At 63.8% G+C, this 22,475-nt stretch carries 14 protein-coding genes; 3 read left to right on the top strand and 11 right to left on the bottom strand.

The features are described 5' to 3' along the window. Positions 1–118 precede the first annotated feature (118 nt). Entirely contained in the window at positions 119–4,594 is a 4,476-nt protein-coding gene (gltB, locus tag AADW18_RS12435) for a glutamate synthase large subunit (protein WP_337343714.1), read from the bottom strand. A gap of 419 nt (positions 4,595–5,013) precedes the next feature. Then, a complete protein-coding gene (locus AADW18_RS12430; protein WP_337343713.1) occupies positions 5,014–5,379 on the bottom strand; it encodes an I78 family peptidase inhibitor in 366 nt (121 codons plus the stop codon). An 89-nt stretch (positions 5,380–5,468) separates the two neighbouring features. Between AADW18_RS12430 and AADW18_RS12425 the strand changes: the two genes are divergently transcribed. Further along, positions 5,469–6,587, top strand: coding sequence for a DNA topoisomerase IB (locus tag AADW18_RS12425; protein WP_337343712.1), 1,119 nt, complete (start codon positions 5,469–5,471; stop codon positions 6,585–6,587). 119 nt (positions 6,588–6,706) lie between these two features. On the opposite strand, the gene AADW18_RS12420 is transcribed toward AADW18_RS12425, so the two are convergent. From AADW18_RS12420 to AADW18_RS12380, 9 genes are all read right to left on the bottom strand, one after another. Beyond that, entirely contained in the window at positions 6,707–8,572 is a 1,866-nt protein-coding gene (locus AADW18_RS12420) for a carboxypeptidase regulatory-like domain-containing protein (RefSeq protein WP_337343711.1), read from the bottom strand. Further along, complete coding sequence (locus AADW18_RS12415; RefSeq protein ID WP_337343710.1) at positions 8,569–10,782, bottom strand: hypothetical protein; 2,214 nt, start codon at positions 10,780–10,782, stop codon at positions 8,569–8,571. The genes AADW18_RS12420 and AADW18_RS12415 overlap by 4 nt, the downstream gene beginning before the upstream one ends. Beyond that, entirely contained in the window at positions 10,779–11,945 is a 1,167-nt protein-coding gene (locus tag AADW18_RS12410) for a BatA domain-containing protein (RefSeq protein ID WP_337343709.1), read from the bottom strand. Before AADW18_RS12410 ends, AADW18_RS12415 begins: the two co-directional genes overlap by 4 nt. Continuing rightward, complete coding sequence (locus tag AADW18_RS12405; protein WP_337343708.1) at positions 11,942–12,841, bottom strand: DUF58 domain-containing protein; 900 nt, start codon at positions 12,839–12,841, stop codon at positions 11,942–11,944. Before AADW18_RS12405 ends, AADW18_RS12410 begins: the two co-directional genes overlap by 4 nt. Before the next feature lie 13 nt (positions 12,842–12,854). After that, positions 12,855–13,871 (bottom strand): MoxR family ATPase, encoded by a 1,017-nt coding sequence (locus AADW18_RS12400; RefSeq protein ID WP_337343707.1) that lies wholly within the window; start codon positions 13,869–13,871, stop codon positions 12,855–12,857. A gap of 482 nt (positions 13,872–14,353) precedes the next feature. Next, complete coding sequence (locus AADW18_RS12395; protein ID WP_337343706.1) at positions 14,354–15,073, bottom strand: DUF4159 domain-containing protein; 720 nt, start codon at positions 15,071–15,073, stop codon at positions 14,354–14,356. A gap of 281 nt (positions 15,074–15,354) precedes the next feature. Continuing rightward, a complete protein-coding gene (locus tag AADW18_RS12390) occupies positions 15,355–16,689 on the bottom strand; it encodes a TldD/PmbA family protein (protein ID WP_337343705.1) in 1,335 nt (444 codons plus the stop codon). Between the two features lie 109 nt (positions 16,690–16,798). Continuing rightward, positions 16,799–18,433, bottom strand: a complete 1,635-nt coding sequence (locus AADW18_RS12385; RefSeq protein WP_337343704.1) for a TldD/PmbA family protein — start codon at positions 18,431–18,433, stop codon at positions 16,799–16,801. A 406-nt stretch (positions 18,434–18,839) separates the two neighbouring features. Next, entirely contained in the window at positions 18,840–20,468 is a 1,629-nt protein-coding gene (locus AADW18_RS12380; protein WP_337343703.1) for a TldD/PmbA family protein, read from the bottom strand. Positions 20,469–20,666: 198 nt separating this feature from the next. Between AADW18_RS12380 and AADW18_RS12375 the strand changes: the two genes are divergently transcribed. Both AADW18_RS12375 and AADW18_RS12370 read left to right on the top strand, forming a co-directional pair. After that, positions 20,667–21,518 carry an NYN domain-containing protein gene (locus tag AADW18_RS12375; protein WP_337343702.1) on the top strand — a complete coding sequence of 284 codons (852 nt, stop codon included), beginning with the start codon at positions 20,667–20,669 and terminating at the stop codon, positions 21,516–21,518. Between the two features lie 131 nt (positions 21,519–21,649). Continuing rightward, entirely contained in the window at positions 21,650–22,261 is a 612-nt protein-coding gene (locus AADW18_RS12370) for a DUF938 domain-containing protein (RefSeq protein ID WP_337343701.1), read from the top strand. The last annotated feature ends 214 nt before the right edge of the window (positions 22,262–22,475 follow it).

Here is a 22,475-nt window from a genome sequence, read left to right as displayed (position 1 = left end):
GCTGGGAATCGGGAATAGGGAATGGGGAATCGAAAAAGCGGGGCCATGCGGGTGAGAGATGGACGGGGAAGCCGGCTTTGACCATTCCCCATTCCCCATTCCCGATTCCTGGCGGCCATCACGCCGCCCGCCTCAACGTCTCTGTCAGCGACTCAATACTGGCCGCCTTCGGTTTGACCAGCCAGAACTTGCCGACGTAATCGCGGAACTCATCCAGGATCTGCTGCGCCCAGATGCTGCCGGTGAGTTCGCGATGGCGCTGGATCAGTGTGTGGATGTGTTGGCGGTAGTTCTCGAAGCCTTCCGGCGAAATGCGGTGGATGTCGATCAGCTCGTGGTTGTAGCGGTCGACGAAATCGCGATCGAGATCCAGCACGTAAGCCAGCCCGCCGGTGAAGCCGGCACCGAAGTTCAGGCCGGTGCGGCCCAGCACCATGACGATGCCGTCGGTCATGTATTCGCAGCAATGGTCACCCGCGCCTTCGATCACGGCCAGCGCGCCGGAGTTGCGCACCGCAAAGCGTTCGCCAGCGCGACCTGCCGCGAACAATTCGCCGCCGGTGGCGCCGTACAGGCAAGTGTTGCCAAGAATTGGCGTGCTGCGCGCTTCGAAACGCGCACCGCGGGGCGGCCGCACGACCAGGCGGCCGCCGGCCATGCCCTTGCCGACGTAATCGTTGGCTTCGCCTTCCAGTTCCATCTGCAGGCCACCGGCGTTGAACGCGCCGAAGCTCTGCCCGGCGGTGCCGCGGAAGCGCAGGTTCAATGGCGCGTCGGCCATGCCCAGGTTGCCGTGGACGCGCGCGATGGCGCCGGACAGGCGCGCACCGATGGAGCGGTCGGTGTTATGGATCAAGAAGCGGTGGTCGCCGCCGGTCTTCTTCGCGATGGGCTCGGCCAACAAACCATCGAGTTGGGTGGCCAGGCTGTCGGGCGATTCGTACAGGCGCTGCGCGGCGCAATGGCCGGCATCGTACTGCGCGCCCTTCAGCAGGCGCGACAGATCCACGTGGACGCCTTCGCGCGGCGAAACCTGCAGCTGTTCCAGCAGGTCCGTGCGGCCGACGATTTCATCCAGCGACTTCGCACCCAGATAGGACAACCACTGCCGGACTTCCTCGCTCAACAGGCGGAAGAAGGCTTCCACCCGTTCCGGCAGTCCGGTGAAGTACTCGGAACGCAAACGCTCGTCCTGCGTCGCCACGCCGGTGGCGCAGTTGTTGAGGTGGCAGATGCGCAGGTACTTGCAGCCCAGCACGATCATCGGCGCGGTGCCGAAACCGAAACTGTCGGCACCCAGCAGCGCCGCCTTCACCACGTCCAGGCCGGTCTTCAAGCCGCCGTCGGTCTGCAGCACGGCGCGATCGCGCAGCTGGTTGGTCACCAGTGCCTGGTGCGATTCGGCGATGCCCAATTCCCATGGCACGCCGGCATAGCGGATGGAGCTGAGCGGGCTGGCGCCGGTGCCGCCGTCATGGCCGGAGACGGTGATCAGATCCGCGCCGGCTTTGACCACGCCCGCGGCAATCGTGCCCACGCCGGCATGCGACACCAGCTTCACCGAGACCAGCGCCTTCGGATTGACCTGCTTCAGGTCGTAGATCAGCTGCGCCAGATCTTCGATGGAATAGATGTCGTGGTGTGGCGGCGGCGAGATCAAACCGATGCCCGGCTTGGCGTAACGCAGCCGCGCGATCATCTCGTTGACCTTGTGGCCGGGCAGCTGGCCGCCTTCGCCAGGCTTGGCACCCTGCGCGATCTTGATCTGCAGCACTTCGGCGTTGACCAGATATTCCGGCGTCACGCCGAAGCGGCCGGACGCCACCTGCTTGATCTTGCTGCGCTTCTCGGTACCGTAACGCGCAGGATCTTCGCCGCCTTCGCCGGAATTGCTGCGACCGCCCAGGCGGTTCATCGCGATGGCGAGCGCTTCGTGCGCTTCCGGCGACAGTGCGCCCAAACTTATCGCGGCGGTGTCGAAGCGGCGCAGGATGTCACCGGCATCGGCGACTTGTTCCAGTGGCGTCGGTGTATCGGCTTTCTTTAGTTGCAACAGGTCGCGCAACGCTGAAGGCGGACGCGAATTCACCACGTCGGCGTACTGTTGCCAGTCGCTTTGCTTGCCGGTACGGGTGGCGCGTTGCAGCGTCATCACCACGTCCGGGTTGTACATGTGGTACTCGCCGCCATGCACGTACTTCAGTAAGCCGCCGATCTCTGGTGGCTGCAGTTCGTTCCATGCACGCGCGCTCAGCTGACGCGCTTCGGTATCCAGACGGGCGAAGCCAACGCCACCGATGCGTGCCGGCGTGTCGGCGAAACACAAGTCGACCACTTCCGGATCCAGACCGACGATCTCGAACAACTGCGCGCCGCGATAGCTGCTGACCGTGCAGATGCCCATCTTGGAAATGATCTTCGACAGGCCCTTGTAGATACCCTTGCGATAGCTGCGGCCGATCTGCGCCTGTTCGCCGCCTTTCTTCAGATGCAGGATGCCGCGGCGGCCCAGGTCGAACAGCGTCTGGTAGGCGAGATACGGATAGACCGCGGTCGCGCCAAAGCCCAACAGGCAGGCGATGTGGTGCGGGTCGCGCGCGGTGCCGGTTTCGATGATCAGGTTGACGTCGCAACGCAGGCCCACGCGCGACAGATGGTGATGCACTGCGCCGGTCGCCATCAGCGCGTGCACCACCGGCATGTCTTTCTGCGGACGGCGATCGCTCAGCACCAGCATCACCATGCCTTCGCGCGCGGCGGCTTCGGCTTCGCTACAGATGCGTTCGATGCCGGCCTTCAGGCCTTCGTCCACGCCGTAGGACAGGTCGATATAGCGATGCTTGGCGTCGTACGGCGCCATCTTCACGATCTGCCGCAGTTTGCGTTGCGACAGCACCGGAGAATTGAGGATCACATGGCTGACCGTTTCCGGGCCCGCGTGGAAGATGTTGGTTTCCTTGCCCAGCTGCGTCGCCAGCGACATCACGCAGTCTTCGCGCAAGGGATCGATCGGCGGATTGGTGACCTGCGCGAATGCCTGGCGGAAATAGTCGTACAGCGGACGCGTCTGCCGGCTCAGCACCGCCATCGGCGTGTCGTCGCCCATCGAGCCGGTGGCTTCCTGTTCGGTTTCGGCCAGCGGCCGCAGCACCTGCTCCACTTCCTCGATGCTGAGCTGGAACAGCTTGTGATAACCGCGCAGGGTCTTTTCGTCGAACGGTGCGTCGGTCAGCGACGGATCGATCAACTCCGTCTGCAAATAGGTCACGCCCTGATGCAGCCATTGCTTGTAGGGCGCACGGCCGCGGTTGATGCGGTCGATGGCGTCGCTGTCCAGCAGGTCGCCGCGCTTGAGATCGATCGCCATCATCTCGCCCGGGCCCAACTTGCCCTTGCGAGTGATGCGCTCGGCCGGCAGTTCCCACACGCCCGCTTCCGATGCGACCAGGAAATGGCGGTCGCTGGTCAGCATCCAGCGTGCGGGGCGCAGGCCGTTGCGGTCCAGCATGCAGGCGGCGTAGCGGCCATCGCAGGCGACGATGCCGGCGGGGCCGTCCCATGGCTCGGTGTTGAGGCCATAGAACTCGTAGAACGCGGCTAGATCGGAATCTTTGAATTCCAGCGATTGGGTGGCCGGTGGCACCAGGATGCGTAATGCCTGCAACAGGTCCATGCCGCCTGCGATCAGCAGTTCCAGCATGTTGTCCAGGCTCTGCGAATCCGAGCCGTGCATGGAGATGACCGGGTCGAACTCGGCGATGTCAAAGCGCGGCGTCTTCCACACCTTGCTGCGCGCCTGCGCCCAGCGGCGGTTGCCTTCGATGGTGTTGATTTCGCCGTTGTGCGCCAGCAGGCGGAACGGATGCGCCAACGGCCAGCGCGGCAGCGTGTTGGTGGAAAAACGCTGGTGGAAGACGATCGCGCTGCTGCTCAGGTCGCTGCGCTGCAGGTCCGGAAAGAACACCGCCAGCTTGTCCGGCAGCACCATGCCCTTGTAGCCGATGGCGTAAGGCGACAACGTGACCACGTAGAAGTCCGCGGTGACATCGCGCAATTTCTGCTCGGCGCGACGGCGCGCAAGAAACAGCGCCAGCGCGAAGGCATCGTCATTCTGCTCATCGCCGGCATCGACGAAGAGCTGTTCGATATGCGGCAGCGTGTCTTTCGCCAACTGGCCGCAGACGCTGTCGTCAGTAGGCGGCACGCGCCAGCCTTTGGGCGTGGCGCCGGCGTTGTGGAGTTCTTCTTCCACGATGCGGCGGCACTGTGCGGCGAGCTCGGCATCGCGCGGCAGGAAGATCAGGCCGGCGGCATAGCGGGATGAAACGGAAATGCCGGCGTCGGCGGCGAGCGCGCGCAGGAAGGCATCGGGCTTGCGGATCAGCAGACCGCAACCGTCGCCGGTCAGGCCGTCGGCGGCAACGCCGCCGCGGTGGGTCATGCGTGATAGCGCCGCGATAGCGGTGTCCACCAGCGAACGCGAAGGCTGATCGTCCAACTGCGCGACCATGCCGAATCCGCACGCGTCGCGTTCGTCATTCGGGTCGTACAGTGCCTGGCGATCACGAGCTTGGCTACTGCGAGGGGGGACCATCTGCGCCTAAACCTTTCAGTGACGGCGACACCGTGCCCTGCCCCGCAGCGGCACTTCGAAATGTCTCCGGAAACCCGACTAAAGCACAGATGGTGCGGTGCCGCAACCAAGCGCTTGGTAGCGCGTATTTAGTTGCAGGAGCAACTGTTGGGTGCTGTGGGAATGGAAAGGAAGAAGCGACGCTGAAGTGGGTTTATCGCCTCAGCAAAGGTATTCAATTGGGCGCTGTCGTATGCGCTTGTTTACTTCTTGATCGAGCCAGGTTTCAGCTCCTGGCATAGCTTCCGAGGGTTTGTAGAGCCGAGCTTGCTCGGCTGCTCTTCGGCGATAAGAAGCAGCGGAGCAAGCTCCGCTCTACAAGGATCGGACAACTTAAAGACGGCGAGACATGAACATTCATGCCCCCGCCACCATTCATCTCAACCGCAACGCACCGCGGTCACAACGCCCTTGGCATCCAGCTCCACATTCAGGCGGCTCTCGTTGAACTCCAGGGTGACCGCCTGGCCAGGCTTCAGTTGGCGAACCAAGGTGGCCTTGGCGTCCTTGCGAGCTTGTTCGACGTCGGCATCTGTGGCCGGTTTGCCGACCAGCCATTGCGCCTGGACGTCGTCGCAGCCGCCTTCGCTTACCGGTGGCGGGGCGGTGGCAGCGTCGGCGACGGGTTGCGCAGCGGCATTCGCGGCGGCCTGCGACCGTTCGGTGGCCTCGGTTTGTTCGTCGCGATCAGGGGCGCAGGCGGCCAGCGACAAGGCCAGTAGCAGAGGAAGCACCAAACGGGTCATGCAGGTCTCCAAGCGATGGAAGGAATGTGCGGAGCATCGCTGACTCCGCATTCGCATGTCGTTAACTGCCCAGCGCCAGAATCCGGGGCATGTCCGTCCAGCGCGTTGTTTATTCTCATGTCGGGCCAAATCCGGCCCATGATGCCGCCGTAGCACAGGCGGCCGATGCGGGACTGAGATACGTCAGCGACCAGGAACCCGGCATCAGCCGGCGCCGAAGTGGCAAAGGTTTCAGTTATCGGGCGGCGGACGGCAGCCCCGTGCGCGATGCGGCCACGCTGGCCAGGATACGTACGCTCGCCATTCCCCCCGCCTATACCGAAGTCTGGATCTGCCCGCACCCGCGTGGACACCTGCAGGCGACCGGCCGCGATGCGCGGCATCGCAAGCAGTACCGGTACCACCCCGAGTGGAACGCGGTGCGCGGCGACGGCAAGTTCGAGCGCATCGTCGCCTTCGGCAAGGCGTTGCCGCGGCTGCGGCGTCGGTTGCGGCGAGACCTGGCTAAACCTGGCTTCCCCCGCGACAAGGTATTGGCCTTGGTGGTGACGATCATGGCCGAGACCCTGGTGCGCGTGGGCAATCCCGAATATGCACGCGACAACCGCTCCTTCGGCCTGACCACGTTGCGCAACCGGCACGCGGCTTTTACTCGCGGCGGTCGGGTCAGATTGCGTTTCAACGGCAAGGGCGGACAGCCGTACGACCTGGAGGTCAACGACCGGCGACTGGTGAAGCTGATTCGCCAATGCCAGCAATTGCCGGGACAGGCGCTGTTCCAATACCGCGACGACGATGGCCAGGTGCAGCCGGTGGATTCGGGCGACGTCAACGACTACCTGCGCGAAGCCATGGGCGATGCCTTCACCGCCAAGGACTTCCGCACCTGGGGCGGCACGTTGGCCGCCTTCCAGCGCCTGGCTGCCACTGAGCCACCGCTCGACGCCAGCGAGCGCACGCTGGTCCAGTTGCAGAACGAGGTGATCAAGGCCGTCGCGCAGGCGCTGGGCAATACGCCGGCGGTGTGCCGCAAGGCCTATATCGACCCGTTGGTATTCGAAGCCTGGCGGCGAGGCGAGCTGCTACGCGCCGCCGAAGGCGCGCGCGGGGATCGCCAGTGGGAAGCGGCGGCGTTGAACTTTCTTACCAAAGCCAAGCGGCGTGCGGGACGGAATGGGAAGACAAAGACGGCGCACAAGACGTCGTAGGATGGGTCGAGCGCAGCGAGATCCATCGCTTGCGTCAGGCTACCCAGCCGATGGGTGTCGCTGCGCTCGACCCATCCTACAACCCATCCTACGTTTCTATTCTTCCTTCGCGGTCAAGTTCATTCGCCGCGGGCATGTCGACCCACCCGCGACCGTTCGAACCACCACAGCGCGCCGCTGATCAATAGCCAGACGAAGAACCAGGGCCATGGCGAACCTCGACGCTCCGGCGGCGCGATCGCAGACGACGCCACGGGATGCCGCGCTGTTTCCCCCATCAGGTTTAGCGTGGCATCGCGAAGTGCCGCGCGAAGGAGACCGGGTGCTTCACTACCGGTACGAACATAGAACGACCATGTGCGTTCGCCTTGCCGCAATACATGCCAACCCGACTGGCGCGGCCAATATGCGGCGCAAGGTGGCGTCCCGCTGGCAGGGTCAGTCAATAGCACACTGGCTTCGTTGCCTGGAGCGATCACCTGCGCACCATTCGCGATACCGCAGATCGATACGCGCTGTTGCTGGCGCGCTTCACGATCGACATGCGGCATCGGCCCTGACTGCGCGCGGGCAAGTGTGGCGAAGGCATCGCTCCATAGCGCGCCATAGAGATCGTCGCGGCCGGAGAGCGACAGCCGGAAGCTGTCGGTCAATGGCCAGACTGCAACGCGCCCGCGGCCTTCCGCGCGCCAGTGCGCCAATGTGGCTCCTCCAGCATCGCGCAGCAGCGGAACGGCATCGGGTGATGCAACCTGCAGCGTACGCCTGTTCAATGTGGGTGCGTCGGCATCGGCTTCGGACACAGACGCGCTGCCGGATATGTCGGTGTCTTGTGGTTCGGGCTGGGCTTCGCCGTCGCGTGCTTTTTCCGTCAAGACAACCGGTGCCGTGTCGCCACCGCCGCCGACGGCAAGGCCCAAAGCTCGCAGTTGCTTTCGCGTCGTGTCGGGCAGGGGACCACCGACTCGAAACAGCATGCCCAGGCCCGCTCGCACCGCTTCGCTCAACGCAGCACGTTGGCGCTCACTAAGCGATGCCCAGGCGCGTTCATCGAGCACGACCAGGTCGAAGCGGCCGAAATCGGCGGCGTTCAACGCCAGTGGCGCATCACCCAGCTGCAGTCCGCCGCCTACGCTGATCTGCGTATGCAACGACAACCCGGCATCGGTTGCCCAACGGCGCAGATATTTCCATTCCGGATTCGGCGTGCCAGCGAGCAGCAACATCCGCGGCGGCGTTTCATCGCGCGTCCATATCGGTACTTCGACGGTTTCCACCACCACGCGTCGCGCATCGCGCACACGCAACAGGAATGTCGCCGGACCTGCGGCCCGCGCGGTGCCGTCTACCGTGAACTCGCCATTGCGCGCCAACGCAGCGGAATCGACGCGACGTCCCGCCGGATCCAGCAGTTCCACCGAGCCCTGTGCCACACCCTCGACCTCGCCGCCCACGCGAAAGCCGCCACCGGTCGTGACATGTTTGGGAACCTCCAGCCGGACCACGCCGCGCGGCAACGGCGATGGATCGAAACGCAGCGAATATCCGCGCGTAGCTTCGCGATCGCGTGCTTCCAGCCCAGCGCCAACAACATGCAACTGGCGAGTGCCTGGATAGCGTCGCAGGGCGGTGGCGAGATCCGGCACGCGCTCAGTGCCGGCCAGCGCAGGTGCTTCCGGCAGCGCAATGACGTGATCGCCGGATTGCGTAGACAACGAAGTGACGCCTGCGGTGGCGAGGACCATCGTGCCCGCTTCGGTCGGCAGCGTGGGCGGCAGCAAAGTGAAATAGAGCAACAGCGCGCTGACTGGCTGTGCGATCAGCAGCAACGCCAAGCGCCACGACCGGCTTCTGGATACCTCAGGTGCAACCCGTTGCCAACGAATCAGGCGGGCGCAAGCCAGCAGGACTGCCAGGACCAACAGCGTGCCGAGCACCCATGGCAGGGTCTGGAACTGTTCTGTAGTGGCATGCGCCGTGATCATGGCGTGCTTTCCTGACGCAACGCCTCGAGATAACGGCGACCAGTCACGTCGCCCTCTGCGCGTCTCGGTACCTGTGCCGGTGGGCGCGGCAACACCGTCCACAACAACGCATGCAACTGCCGACGGCACGCTTCGCACTGCGGATCGTTGCGTGCCGCGTCGATGGCTGCGACGAACGCGAGCGGATCAGGTACGCGCGCTTCGTTCCGGCGTAGCCAGCCTTCCAGCGCGTCGAGATCGGCGCTTCGATCTGTCGCCAAATCCGGCGCATCCGCCAAGGCAAGCCAGAGTTCGGCGGGTGTCTTATCGGGATCGGTCGCTGCAGTGGGCGGCAAATCGCGGCGCGCCAACCCGGCGCGATCACCGCTCAAGCGACGGCTTTCATCGATGGGCGGAAGCTCCGGACCCACCCGGGCCAGATAGATACGGCTGGCCTGCTGCACGCGCTTGATGAATTCCAGTGCCTTGTACGCGTACGGCAGTGCGGCATCGGGACGTCCTTGGCGCAGGTTGAGTTCCGACTGCCACATCTGATCCAGCGCCTGTTTCAGGATGCCGCGGGTTTCCGGATCCAACAACGTGGCCGCTTCCGCGTGGTCGTGGGTATGGCCGAATTCCTCCAGCACGTCGGCCTCGCGGCCGAAGCCGGGACTGGGCTCGTTCGCGGCACCGCCGTGATCATGATCGTCGGTAGGCGCGGCGGTGGGTGACTCGCGATCATGTCCATCGTCTTCGTGATGCGCTCCATCCGCGTGCTCTTCGCCGGCATGCGTTTCCTCCGCGTCATTGGTCGGCGGTGGCTTGGGTGCACCTTCCGCCTCTTCGCCCAGGAACTGGCCATAGCGCAGTCTTAGGAGGCGCTGATCCACACCGATCTCGTCAGAACGCTGGAGGTAGCGTTCGGCGCTGAGTTTGCGCTTCTCCTTCAGCAGTGCTTCGGCGTCGATGATGATCTGCCGTTGGCTGCGGAAGTACGCCGGCATGACCTTCTTCACCATGCCTTCCAGGCCAGTGCTTTCATTGCCCAGGTCGGATGGCCAACGCAGGATCAGGCTGGAGCTGCGCGCCGATTGCGGATATGGCGATCGGTTGTCGCTCACGCTCAACTGCGCAACCAGATCGTCGCCCACCGCCAGACCTTGCGCAGCCAGGTCCAGCGATATGTCGAAGCGTTTGGCGGTGGCAGTACCGCGGCCGGCCACCGTGAGCGTACGCTCGCGGAAGGTGATGTTCTCGCCGCTGCCCTGCGCCAGCGTGATCCGCAGCGATGCGGTGGCCGCCACGCCGTAGTCGTCGCTGGCTTCGAACGACAATGGCCACGCACGCTGGCCCAGGCTTACCAGGCTGAGGCTCCGGTCCGGCGCCAGGATCCTGATCTGCGGTGGGCGGTCGATGACCGCATCCAGTCGATGCAAGCGCGGTGCGTTCGCCGCGGTGCCGTGCGGAACGACGCGATACAGCGTTGACTTATCGAGCTTGTCACGCGCCGTCCACAGATCGCCTTCGCGGGTCAGGCCGACACGGCGGCCGTCGTGGAAAACCAAATCGGCACTCGCCGGCTGCGGCTCGAAACGCAACGTCCATTGCAAAGCCGAACCCTGCGGCGCGCGTGCACCCAGGCTGTCTTCGTTGCGCGCCGGCAAGCGGGTATAGGCCGGTGGAATGATCCGCAGCCGCTGCCCTACCAGTCGCGGCATGCCCGCGGCGACAGGCGAGGTTTCCTCGCTGGGAGCGAGCGACGTGATCCGCGCGGCTTCGCGAGATGGCCAGAGCAGGATGCCGGCACTGGCAACGATGCTCACCAGCCAGGTCGCGGCGATCCGCCGCCAGGACCAGCGCGCGCGCAGATCGGGCGCGGGATGTGCGGCCAAGCGCTGCTGCAGGCGCTCGCGCTGCAATCGCTGCAGCGGATTCAATGAATCCGGCATGGCGCCGTCGGCGAACAGCAGATCGGCGCTGTCGTCCAGATCCCGGCGCCGCTCATTGAGCGCATGCGCGATCCAATGGTTGTCGAAACGGCGCGACCGGCGGAGCGAGAGCGCCATCAGCGCGGTGGCACCCGCAACGCCCACCGATAACGCGGGCCCTGGGCCGAACAAGCCCCACGCCAGAACCGCGCCCACGACGACCAGCGGAAACCAGATCGCGGTGTTGTCGGCGACAAAGCGGCGGCGTACCGACGACAACATCGGCGGCAATGATGGCGTCATGGCGCGACTGCTCGGCTAGTGCGACTCGCAAGCCAACGCTCAACCAGCAGCACCAGCGCGATCAACAGCGCCAGCCATGGCTGAAGATCGCGTGGCGGTAGCGGATACGACGCACCGCCAGTGAGCGGCGCGTAATCACGCGCGGCGACCCGCGAAGGAGCGGGCAACGCCGGATCGAACAGCGCGCGCAATCGCTGCGGGAAGTCCGCTTCCAGCAGCGGCGGCATGTCTGACGGACGCAGCGGCCGGGTGAAGCGTAGTACGCGGCCTCGACCCCAGGGGGCGCCTTCGATCAGCGATGCGCCTTGCGCATCGCGCCAGCGAACGGTCATCGCGGCGGCGGCCGGCACTTCGGCCTGCGCGTCCAGCAAGGCGGTGCCGCCGTTCTCTATCCACTGCAGAACGGATGCCGGCAAGGGCCCTGGTGCCAGCCACACCAGGTGCCGTGTGTCCGCGGTCAGCGGCTGTGAGGATGGGGCGGCGGAAAAGTTATTCGTTCGCGCCGTTTCCGATGGATGCCAGGCAGCCGCTGCAGCACGCAGATAACGCAGGGCGGGTTCGCGATCCGCGCTATAACGCACGCTCAATGCGGGCGGGGAGATCCGTGGCGATTCGCCAACAGGCATCGCGCCTGGCAGCACGCGCCAGTCGATCGTTCGCGACAGCACCGGTCTTTGCGCGTCCGCGCCGGACAGCTGCTGTGGTACGAATACGGTCAACGTGGCTGAAGCTGGCAGCTCTGCATCCAGTTGCCGCAACAGGCTGGCGATCGGCACCACGCCAGTGGGCGGCGCCTGCTCCAATGCCGGAAAACCCGGCGCCAACCATCGCTGCTCTGCGTTGTTCTCGCCGATAGCCATGCGCAGCTGCGCCATGTCCACGCCGGGCGCGACGACAACCCATGGCGTATCGCGGGCGCTGCCGAACAGAACCGGTTTCGCCAGCCATAACGCCATCAGCGCCAACAGAAGCAGGCGGATCAGCAACAACGGCCATTCGTCGAAACGAATGCGGTGGCGCGGCTTGGCCTTCTGCCGCAACCAGCGCAGCGCAGCGAAATCCGTAGGCCGCTGTTCGCTCCGTCGAGCAAGGTGGATGAGCAGCGGCAATGCCAGCGCAGCCAGCGCGGCGAGAGCGACAGGCAGCAGCAGCGCCAGGTTCATGCGTACTCCGCCGCGTCGCGTGCACCGAACAATCGGCGCAGCGGCAGGTCCAGTTCCTGATCCAGGAAGTAGCGAGTGTGGCGAATGCCGCTGGCATCCAGGCGCGCGTCCAGCACGCGCTGCGCTTCGCCGAAGCGGGCCAGGAATTCGCCGCGCATCGCGCTGCCGTCGCCCAGCAACTCCTCTCCGGTTTCCGGATCGCGGAAGCGATGGCCGCCCTTGAATGGAAAGTCGCGTTCTTCGGAGGTCAGCAACTGGATCGCCAACACTTCGCGTCGCGCCGCCGCCAGCCGCTCGGCCAATGCGACACCCGCTTCATCGAAGCAATCGCTAAGCAGAATTACCAGATCACCGGCCGCGATGCGTTCCCACAGCGGCGTCAGTCGTTCCGCGCTAGGGAATTCTCCCCGAGCGCCCAATCCATGCATCTCCAACAGCAGGCGGTCGCGCTGGCGTGCACCGCTACCGGGCGGTGCCAAGCGCAGCCCTTCGCTTTGCAGTGCGACCAAGCCGAAGCGGTCGCCTTGTCGCAACGCCAATTCGGCGATGCAGGCGGCCAGTGCTTCGGCCGCGTGCAATCTCGACCAACCGGGGCGGGCGGCATCCTGCTGCGCCATCGACGCGCTGGCGTCCATCAATATCCAAACCGTCAGCGGACTTTCGCGTTCGGCTTCGCGCACGAAGAATCGGTCCGAGCGTGCGTACAGTTTCCAATCGATCTGGCGCAGCTCGTCGCCGGGCTCATACGCGCGGTATTGCGCGAATTCCAGGCCGGCACCGCGGCTGCGGCTGTGATGCAGGCCGATCCCATGCAGACCGACCGCGCGCCGCGAGGTCAGCCGCAGCTCTTTCAGGCGGCTGCGTACCTGCGGCGGGATCGGATCGTACGACGACATGCCTTGTAACCGCTCAGGCGCGGGTGAAAGGCACGCTGCGCAACAGCGCGGCGATCACGTCGTCGGGACTCTTCTGCTCGGCTTCGGCGGCGAACGACAGCAGCAATCGATGACGCATTACCGGTGCAGCCAAGGCGACGATGTCCTCGCGCGTGGCGGCGAGCCGGCCGTGCAGCAACGCGCGCGCTTTGGCTGCCAGCACCAGCGATTGTCCGGCGCGCGGACCGGCGCCCCAGCGCACGTACTTGCGTACTTCCTCCGGCACCGTACTTTCTGGCGATGCACCGCCGGGGCGACTGGCCCGTACCAGGCGCGCGATCCAGGCCAGCAGATCCTCGCCCAAATGGACATCGCGCACGCGCGCCTGCAGCGCCAGCACCTCCTCGCCGTGCATGACCTGCGGTACCGCGCTGCTGTGGCTGCCAGTGGTCTGCGCCAGGATGTCGCGTTCTTCTTGCTCGCTGGGATAGTCCACGCGGATGTGCAGCAGGAAGCGGTCGAGCTGCGCTTCCGGCAATGGATACGTGCCGGCTTGTTCCAACGGATTCTGCGTGGCCAGGACGAAGAACGGCGCCGGCAGCGGGTAGGTGGTGCCGGCGTAGCTCACCGTGCGTTCCTGCATGGCTTCCAGCAACGCGGCCTGGGTCTTGGGTGGCGTGCGGTTGAGTTCGTCGGCCAGCAGCAGGTTGGTGAAGACGGGGCCCGGTTGGAAGCGGAAGTGGCGGTGTCCGGTGCCGTGGTCTTCTTCCAGCAGTTCGGTGCCCAGGATGTCGCTGGGCATCAGGTCGGGGGTGAACTGGACTCGGCGGAACTGCAGTTCCAGTGCCTGACCCAGCGAGCGAACCAGCAGTGTCTTGCCCAGGCCGGGTACGCCCTCCAGCAGGCAGTGACCGCCGGCCAGGAGGCCGATCAGGAGTTGTTCGACTACGTCTTGTTGGCCGACGATGGCTTGGGCGATGGCTTGGCGGAGTTGGGCCAGGGTGGCTAGTTGTTGTTGGATGTCGGATTCGGTGAGGGTAGGCGTAGTCATGGGGGGCTCGCTGATTTAATCGAATGCTGAGGTCGACTCTGGCGCCGACGGCACGAGCAGAGGCAACGGCGAAAGCAAGAGCAAAAGCTTTCGCGCTGAAGCGCGAGCTACTTTTGTCTTGGCAAAAGTAGCCACTGCGCCGCCTCGCGGCGCGAACGGCGAAGCCGGCCCGTAGGGCGAGCGGCTTGCCGCGAGTAAAACCGTTTGCGCCGGACACTCGCCGATGCGATGGAGCCGCATCGGTGCCCTGCGCTCCTCGCCTGACGCGGCACGGCGCCCAAACTCGCTGCGCTCAGACAAGGGCGCCTCTTCGGCCGCATCAGGCTGCGGTGCTCGGCTCGCTTTAAGGCGCAGGGAGGCGACAGCAACAGCAAAAGCGGGAGCGTTTTTGGGGTAGCGGCCTGCAGGGGTGCCGTTAGAAGTTGGCAGAATCAGGTGCGCTGCCATCGATTCCCCACTCCCGATTCCCCATTCCCGCCTCATCAGCTATTCAACGCGTACATGACGATGTTGACGCCGAACTTGGTGTTGTCTTCGGCCAGGAAGCGTTTGTTGCGCCAGTCGTAGTCCCATTCGCAGCCGTAGTCTTTGTTGCTGTAGAGCACGCCCAGGCGGCCGTCGATCTCGATGCCTTGAAGGTAGTCGTGGACCAGGTCGTCGCCCCAGCCGTTGAGTTCGAAACCAGTGGCGGGTGGGCCGTCGAAGACGAAGAAGCTGCGGTAGATGGCGTGTTGTTTGGGTAGCTTCTTGATCGCCTTGGCGCCGAAGATGGAGGCCATCTGGGCTTCGAATGATTTGGCGAACAGGCCGTCGATGTCGTGATTGCAGTCGTCGACGAAGACGAAGCCGCCGTTGCGAACGTAGCGTTCGAAGTTGCGGCGTTCGGCGGGGTTGAACTCGACCAGCTTGTGTCCGGCCAGATAGCAGAAGGGAGCCGTCAGCATGCGCGGGTCCGACAGCGACAGCACATGCTCCTTGGGGTCGACGCGCAGATTGGTGTAGTCGATCAGCGAGGTGATGAGATTGGCCGGCATGCGCGCGTCCACGTCCCAATCGCCGGAGTCGTATTTCAAACGGGTGAACCAGAAATCGTATTCCGCCACGGCAGCCGAAACGCGCATCGGTCCAGCCAGCAACGCGCCGGCGAGACCGCCGGTGATCAGGCGTAGGAACTGTGTGCGCGTCATCGTAGATGCTTGCATTCCCTTCCCTCGCTTGCGGGGGAAGAGCTTGCCCCGTACTCGATACGGGGTTGGGATGGGGGCGAGGGGGAAGCGAGTGTCATCGACGAATGAGTGTGGGGAGGATCGGATAACTGTCGTTGGTGGCGTTAGCCGCGTGTGATACCTCGTCGGCTTCGTCGGGCCCCCCACCCTAGCCCGCCCGGCCCGGCGCAGCACGCCGGGCGTTCGGTCGGCTCGTGCGGCAGTGCCGCACAAGCAAGCCGTCCTTACCCCCCGCACGCGGGGGAGGGGATGTTTCGCTACACCGCATCCGACAACGAGGTGAAGGTGAAGTCGCGCAGTTTCATCGGCGGGATCATCATGACGAACGACGATTCATCGCCCGACACGCGCACGGGCTTGCCGAGTTCTTCGATGTTGTTGAGCATGATCACCGGCGATTCGTTGAAGCGGAAATTCTTCACCGGGTATTTGATTTCGCCGTTCTCGATGTAGAACGTGCCGTCGCGGGTCAGGCCGGTCAGCAGTACCGTCTGCGGATCGACCATGCGGATGTACCAGGTGCGGGTGACCAGGATGCCTTTCTGTGTGCTCTTCACCAGTTCGGCGGTGGACTTGGTGCCGCCGGACATCAGCAGGTTGCCGGGCTCGCCGATCGCGCGCTTGCCTTGCTTCTGCGCCCAGAAACGGGAGTACTGCAGGTTGGCGATCTTGCCGTTTTCGACCACGGCCATCTTCTCGCGCGGCAGGCCTTCGGTATCCCACGGCAGCACGGCGGCATCCGGATGCCACGGATCGGCAGTGATATTCACGCGCGGATCGTAGACCTGTTCGCCCAGTTTATTGCCGCCGCCCTTCTTGGACAGGAAGCTGCGGCCTTCGTCGGCCTGGCGCGCATCGAAGAAATTCATCATGAAGGAGATCAGGCCCGCGGCGGCGGCCGGTTCCAGGATCACCGTGTACTTGCCCGGCTCCAGCGCCTTGGCTTCGGCCGATTCGGTCGCCTTGCGCATGGCGGTGCGGACGTCACTATCGGCCTTGAAGGCGCTGGCATCTTTCAGATTGCGGCCGACCCAGCCAGAACCGCGGCCATCCTCGGTACGCACCGTGCAGGTGTAGTTGAAGTTGGTGGCTTTCTGGTAGCCGAAGTTGCCCTTGCTGTTGGCGAAGGCGACGAAGCTTTGCCCGTCCTCAAGGAAACCGGCCGCGATCAGTTTCTCCGCACGGCAGGGACCGATGGAATCCGCCGCCACCTGGGCACGGAATTCCGGCGTGATGGCGGCGGTGGAATCGCTGAAGGTAGGGCTGGCGGTGTAGGTCTGCTTGTCGATGGCCGGCATGAACTCCGGATTTTCCGGCGCCAGTCGCGCCAGGTCCTCGGCGCGGCGGACCACGCGTTCCAGCGCGGCGTCGTCGAACTCATTGATGGTGGCGGTGCCCACGCGCTTGCCGAAGGCGACCTGCACCGCGAGATCGGCGTTGCTGACGATGCCGCTGGTGGAAATGTTGTTCAGTGCGAAGCGGATGTTGCCGTCGATGGAGCCCGTCAACTGGGCGGTGCATTCGTCGGCCTTGGACAGCGCGATGACCTTGTCCAGGATGGCCTTGGCCTGCTGTTCGGTGAAGATGCTCATGTTCTGGATGTCTCCTGGTAGAGCGGAGTTTGCTCCGCTGCTCTTCGTTCTAATGTTGGGAAAAAAGCAAAACAAAGCAGCGGAGCAAGCTCCGCTCTACGAGATTTGCTTAGCCCAGGCTGCGGGCGGTGTTGATGACGTTGATGCCGTTGAAGCGCGCGGTACTGGAACCGTGCGACACCGCCGACACTTGTCCGGGTTGGCCTTTGCCGTCGAAGAACGAACCGCCCAGGCGGTAATCGCTGTCGTCGCAGATGGCGGCGCAGGCGTTCCAGAATTCCGGCGTGCGGATCTGGTAGGCCACGTCCTCGATCTGGCGGGTGATCTGGCCGTTCTTGATTTCGTAGAACAGCTGGCCGCCGAACTGCGCGTTGTAGCGCTGCTGATCGATGGAGAACGAGCCGTCACCAATGATGTAGATGCCGTTTTCGACATCCTTGATCATGTCGGCCACGCTCAGCTTGCTCTTGCCCGGCGCCAGCGAGACGTTGGCCATGCGCTGGAACTGCACGCTGGACCAGGAATCCGCATAGCAGCAGCCGTCGGATTCGTTCTTGCCCAGGATGTGGGCCTGATCGCGGATGGTCTGATAATCGACCAGCTTTCCGCCGGCGATCAGATCCCAGCGCTTGGTCTTCACCCCTTCGTCGTCGTAGCCGACCGCGCCGAGGCTGCCTTCCTGCACCTTATCGGCGAACACCGTGACGATGTCGCTGCCGTACTGGAATTTCTCCTGGCGCTTGTCCATCGTGGCGAAGCTGGTGCCAGCGTAGTTGGCCTCATAGCCCAGCACGCGATCCAGTTCCAGCGGATGGCCGATGGACTCATGGATTGTCAGCCAGGTGTGCGACGGGTCCAGCACCAGATCGTACTTGCCCGGCTTCACCGATGGCGCGGTCAGTTTGGCGCGCGCCTGCTTGGCGGAGGCGATGGCGTCTTCCTTCATATCGTAGGACAGGCCGTAGTTGACCACGCCATTGGGCGAAACCACCTTGCCTGAAGCGGCGCCGTCCAGGTACTCGTAACCCATGCCCATCGGCGAGGACAGCCCGTCACGGGTGCGGAATTTTCCGGTGGTCTTGTCGATGGCGGTGACCGTCATCGGCGCCCAGATCCTGTGCACATCCTGATCGATGTAGGAGCCGTCGGTGCTGGCGAAGTATTTCTGCTCGTTGACCAGGAACAACATGGAGTTGACGAAGTCGGCACCGGCATTGACGGCATCGGCGTTGACGCCCAGCAGCAGGTCCACCTTCTCCTTGAGCGGCACTTCCATCGCGTTCTTCTTGATCGGGGTCTTCCAGGACACCTCACCCACGCCTTTCACCGGCGCCAACTGCACCGGCGAGGTCTGGCTCTTGCTGTTCGCCTTGGCGATCGCGGCAGCCTGCTGCGCAGCCTTGGCCACGCCCTCGGCGGTCAGCTGGTTGGTGGCGGAAAAACCCCACGCGCCGTTGACGATCACCCGGACGCCAGCGCCGGTGGATTCGGTGTTCACCACGTTCTGCACCTTGTCTTCGCGAGTGATCACGAACTGGCGCAGATAGCGGCCGATGCGAACATCGCAATAAGTCGCGCCGGCTTTGCTGGCCGCAGCCAGCGCGGCATCAGCCAGTCGCTTCTTGAAGCCGACGTCCAGCACGGATTGAAGTTGCTCGGCGGCAATGGCCTGCCCGAGGAAGGACGGCACCATCAGGCCGCCCAGGCTGAGGCCGCTCAGGGCCAGGAAGTCACGTCTTTGCAAGGCTGTTCTCCACCGGTGAAGCCCGCGTCAACGCGCGGGACGAACTGGACTGAGCTGGAATGGAACAATTCGCGCATGCAAAGAAGAGCAATGGCATGCAGTCCCGATTCTTGCGCTCCGGTGGAGAAGCCGTCAAATGACTTTTGGCACATAGGGAGCGGGAAACAAGAAATGGGAAACGGGAGAAGCAACCGCGGTAATGCATCGTCGGTGCGACAGATTAGCCCCCTTTGAAGCGCTTCTTAACAGCCGAATGGCTGGTCAAAAGGGGGCGGGCGTCCGCGTAGCGGGCGACGGGGGATTTGCTTTTGCTGTTGCTTTTAAGAGCAAAAGCAAACCCCCCTCGATCCCCCTTTTGTAAAGGGGGAGGTAAAGCAGCAGCTCTTTCCGCCGGCCGTTATCCCATTCACCCCAAACTACGCGCCGTATTGATGACATTGATTCCATTGAACCGCGCAGTACTCGAGCCGTGCGAAACCGCCGACACCTGACTCGGCTGGCCTTTGCCGTCAAAGAACGAACCACCCAGGCGGTAGTCGCTTTCGTCGCAGATCGCCACGCAGGCGTTCCAGAATTCCGGTGTGCGGATCTGATAGGCGACGTCTTCGATCTGGCGGGTGATCTGGCCGTTCTTGATTTCGTAGAACAGCTGGCCGCCGAACTGCGCGTTGTAGCGCTGCTGGTCTATCGAATAAGAGCCGCGGCCATGGATATAGATGCCGTTCTCCACGTCCTTGACCATGTCGGCCACGCTCAGTTTGGTCTTGCCTGGCGCCAGCGAAACATTCGCCATGCGCTGGAACTGCACGCTGGCCCAGGAATCGGCATAGCTGCAGCCGTGCGATTCGGTTTCGCCGAGGATATGCACTTCGTCGCGGGTGGCCTGATAGTTGACCAGCACGCCGTCCTTGACCAGGTTCCAGCGTTTGGTCTTGACGCCTTCATCGTCGTAGCCAACCGCGCCCAGGCTGCCCGGTTCGGTCTTGTCGGCGGTGAAGTTGACGATCTCGCTGCCCCAGCGGAATCCGGCCTCGCGCTTGTCGAGCGTGGCGAAGCTGGTGCCGGCGTAGTTGGCTTCGTAGCCGAGCACGCGGTCCAGTTCCAAGGGGTGGCCGACGTTCTCGTGAATGGTCAGGAACAGGTTGGACGGGTCCAGCACCAGGTCGTACTTGCCCGGTTTGACCGAAGGCGCGGTCAGCTTGGCGCGCGCTTGCCTGGTTGCGGCGACCACATCTTCCATGACGTCGTAGGAGCGGCCGTAGCCGACCACGCCGCCCGGCAGCGCGAACTTGCCGGCGGGGTCCGCGTCCAGGTATTCGTAGCCCAGGCCCATCGGTGCGGACAGGCCATCGCGGGTGCGGAACTTGCCGCTGGCCTTGTCGATGGCGGTAACGGTGAACGGAAGCCAGATGCGATGCACGTCCTGATCGATGTAGGAGCCGTCGGTGCTGGCGAAGTATTTTTTTTCGTTGATCAGGAACATCCGCGAGGCGGCGAAATTGGCGCCGGCATTGAGCGCAGCGGCATTGACGCTCAACAGCAGCTCGACTTTTTCCTTGACCGGCACTTCCATCGCGTTCTTCCTGAACGGCGTCTTCCATGCCACCTCGCCGACACCCTTGACCGGGGCCAGTTGCACGGGCTGGCTTCGATGAGCGCCGTTGGCCTTGGCGATCGCGACGGCTTGGCGGGTGGCGGCGGCAACCGCATCGGGGTTGGTCTGATGCGTGGCGGCGAAACCCCAGGCGCCGTTGACGATCACACGAATGCCGACGCCAGCCGACTCGGTGTTCACCACGTTCTGCACCTTGTCTTCGCGGGTGATCAGCGACTGGCGCAGATAGCGGCCGACCCGCACATCGCAGTAGCTGGCGCCGGCCTGGGTGGCGGCGGTCAACGCGGCGTCGGCCAAGGTCTTCCTGGCCGCCACGTCCATCGGCACCACCAAGGCCTCCGCCGCGATCAGGCGCGTATGCGGCAGCATCAGTCCGGCCAGGCTCAGGCCGGAAAAACTCAGGAAATCGCGTCGCTGCACAGGGCTGGTTTCCGGCAAATGGCGGGTGCAGGACTGTGCGGAGCCATGCGCGCATTCGTCAAGTGACCGCGGTCATGAACACGCCGGAAGGCCCCATTCTTGCTGCATGTCCAAGCAATGCCGTCGCATTCGGCAAACCACGTCGCGTAATACGATGTAGTGCACAATCGCCGTTGCGCAACGGCAGCGGAGCTCGCCATGAAATCACGTCCCAGCGGCAAACCGGAATCCGACGACGAACAGCGGCGATTGGCCGTGCTGATCGATGCCGACAACGCGCCGCCGACCGCCATCGAAGGTCTGCTGGCCGAAGTGGCCAAGTACGGCGTGGCCAGCGTGAAACGCATCTACGGCGACTTCACCAGCACCCGCATGACTCAATGGAAACAGGCGCTGCTGAAGCATTCCATCAGTCCGGTCCAGCAGTTCGCCTACACCAGCGGCAAGAACGCTACCGATAGCTCGTTGATCATCGATGCAATGGACCTGTTGTACACCAATCGTTTCGACGGCTTCTGCCTGGTGTCCAGCGACAGCGACTTCACGCGCCTGGCGCAGCGCCTGCGCGAAGAAGGGCTGACCGTCTATGGTTTCGGCGAACGGAAGACGCCCGATGCGTTCGTGCAAGCCTGCGACAAATTCATCTATACGGAAGTGCTGCGGGCGCAGACGCCGGCGGTGGTGCCGGCAAAGCCCGTGAAGTCCGCCCCAGTGCTCGCCAAGCCCAAGGCCAAAGCCAAGAAAAGCACGCCCGTAGCCGCCGCCGAACCTACCGCGGTGCCGGTGCCAGAACCGGCTGGTAAGTCCGAAGCCTTGCCGCTCGACCTGATTCGCCAAGCCATCGAAGAAGCTTCCGACGACCAGGGCTGGGCGTTCCTCGGCACCATGGGCAGCTATCTCAACAAGATTCGCCCCAACTTCGATCCGCGATTGTATGGGCACAAGAAACTCAGCGATCTGCTGAAGCAGCATCCCAAGCATTTCGAGATACAGGAGCGTGGTGGTGATGGTGGCACCGGCAAGCGCATCTATGTGCGTATTCGCGGTTGACTTTGTCTGCTGCTAAGACGCGTCATGCACAAGAAGCCCCTGGACGTCAGCAAACTTTCCCTGTGGGAGCCGCGACCGGAAACATCAAGGTCGCGGCTCATTCCCACTGGCATGCCGGTGCGAGCTCCTCAATGAAACCCTACTCACCCGCCAGTGATCGCAACCGCGATCCCATCCTGGCCGTTCTACTTCGCCACTTCAGCGCAGCGCGCACCGTACTGGAAATCGGCAGTGGCACCGGCCAGCACGCCGTCTATTTCGCGCAAGCCATGCCGGCGCTGACATGGCAATGTTCGGACCGGGCTTCGCATCTAGCGGGCATTTGCCAGTGGCTCGACGAAGCGCAACTCCCTAACACACCGCCACCACTTGAACTGGACGTCGCCACCGGGCCTTGGCCCGGTGCGAAGTTCGATGCGGTGTTCAGCGCCAATACGCTGCACATAATGAGCTGGGAGGAAGTGCAGGCGTTCTTTCGTGGATTGGATGCGGTACTCGCGAAGAGCGCCACCCTCGTCGTCTACGGACCATTCAACTACGGCGGAACATTCACCAGCGAAAGCAATCGCGAGTTCGACGCATCTTTGCGCGCGCGCGATCCGCGCATGGGCATTCGCGACTTCGAAGCAGTGAATACGTTGGCCCGAAATATCGGCCTGCAGTTGATCGAAGATGTGGCGATGCCTGCCAACAACCGTTGCCTGGTCTGGCAGCGCTCGTCGTTGCAAGAGAGATTGCCGTAGAAGAAGCTCCCGTAGGAGCGTCGTCCCGACGCGAGCTCTTCCCGTCAGCTCGCGATATGGCAGCAAGAGCTCGCGCCGAGACGGCGCTCCAACAAGAGCCGGCATAGGCCCGGAATATCGACCTGCAGTTGATCGAGGATGTGGCGATGCCTGCCAACAACCGTTGCCTGGTCTGGCAGCGCTCGTCGTTGCAAGAGAGATTGCCGTAGAAGAA

It is taken from the genome of Pseudoxanthomonas sp. CCNWLY206-1 (genome assembly GCF_039710385.1).
Taxonomy (GTDB): Bacteria; Pseudomonadota; Gammaproteobacteria; order Xanthomonadales; family Xanthomonadaceae; genus Pseudoxanthomonas_A.
The sequence above is the reverse complement of the archived record's forward strand: the minus strand, read 5'-3'. Positions and strand labels throughout refer to the sequence as shown.